Annotated in this window: 2 protein-coding genes; both read right to left on the bottom strand. The window is 65.1% G+C overall.

From position 1 onward, the window contains the following. Window positions 1-65 precede the first annotated feature (65 nt). Window positions 66-413: a hypothetical protein gene (locus FPV16_RS25840; RefSeq protein WP_227441364.1), complete on the bottom strand. Its 348-nt coding sequence runs from the start codon at window positions 411-413 to the stop codon at window positions 66-68. Window positions 414-454: 41 nt separating this feature from the next. Then, window positions 455-997: hypothetical protein (locus FPV16_RS25835; RefSeq protein ID WP_227441363.1), on the bottom strand; the 543-nt coding region annotated here is incomplete at its 5' end.

Here is a 997-nt window from a genome sequence, read left to right as displayed (position 1 = left end):
AGCGGCGATCGTTAGAATGGCCCCTGAGATGATCCCGAGACAGGCATAGCCGAAATAGCGCCAGATCATCGTGGCATGCCCCTTACGAACGAGAACAGATCCCACCCCATCTTGGCGGCAGCGATGGAGCCGGTGACGACCGTCACCGCGATCCCGCCGACATAGGCGAGCACCTTGCCGGCGGTCCGGCTCGACACGACGAAGTCGATGGTAGCGTCCAGCTCCTTCAGCTCCTTGGCGCTCTTTCCTTCCAGCCAGGCCCGGACGTGGTCGGGTAGGTCGGCGTAGGTTTTGGGCGAGGGCTTCTGAAGCAGGGCCAGCATCGCCTCGTACTTCGCTGAGAACTTGGCGACCTCGGCCTGAAACGCGGCCTCTCTCGCCTCCTGCGCAATCGCAGCCCGCGTATCATCCATGGTCCGTCCTGAAGCATTGAGCGGCGTGCCGAGCGGCAGGCCTACTTGGTCGGCAAGAAAGCGAGCGCGGGGGCGATGACCTCTGACGCCGTGGCGCCCCTATCGAGCTTCAACATTCGGAACAGCTTGTTCGCGACCTCCTCCGGGCCGCCGGCCTGATCCATCGTCCACTTGCTGACCGCGTTCACGTCCGCCCGGTTGACCGCCCGCTGGAGGGAGTTGGCGACGATCTCCGCGCCGACGGGGACCGTGACGGTGTTGTCCTTCACTGCGCCGGCCGTAGCGTTGACGCCGAAGTCGAACCACTTCCGCAGGGTGCGCTCGACCAGGGCCTCCGACACCAGCATGCGAACCATCGGGTAGAACTTGCCGAGGAGCCCCATGATGATGGCAGCCAACAGCGGGACGAGGATGTCGCCGAGGATCTGGGCAACTGCCACGACATATTCGCCGTAGGGGATGACCACGGCCGGGGTGAGGTTCGGCGTGGTGGTGACTGCCTGCGCGAAGGCCGCGAGCGGCAGGACGAGGGAGATGGCGACACAGGCGAACGCCAGCGCCGCGAGCAGAAGCTTGCGGGTCAT

This window comes from Methylobacterium sp. W2 (assembly GCF_020662345.1).
Classification (GTDB): domain Bacteria; phylum Pseudomonadota; class Alphaproteobacteria; order Rhizobiales; family Beijerinckiaceae; genus Methylobacterium.
Note: the sequence above shows the minus strand (reverse complement) of the source record. Positions and strands in the feature narration are given on the sequence as shown.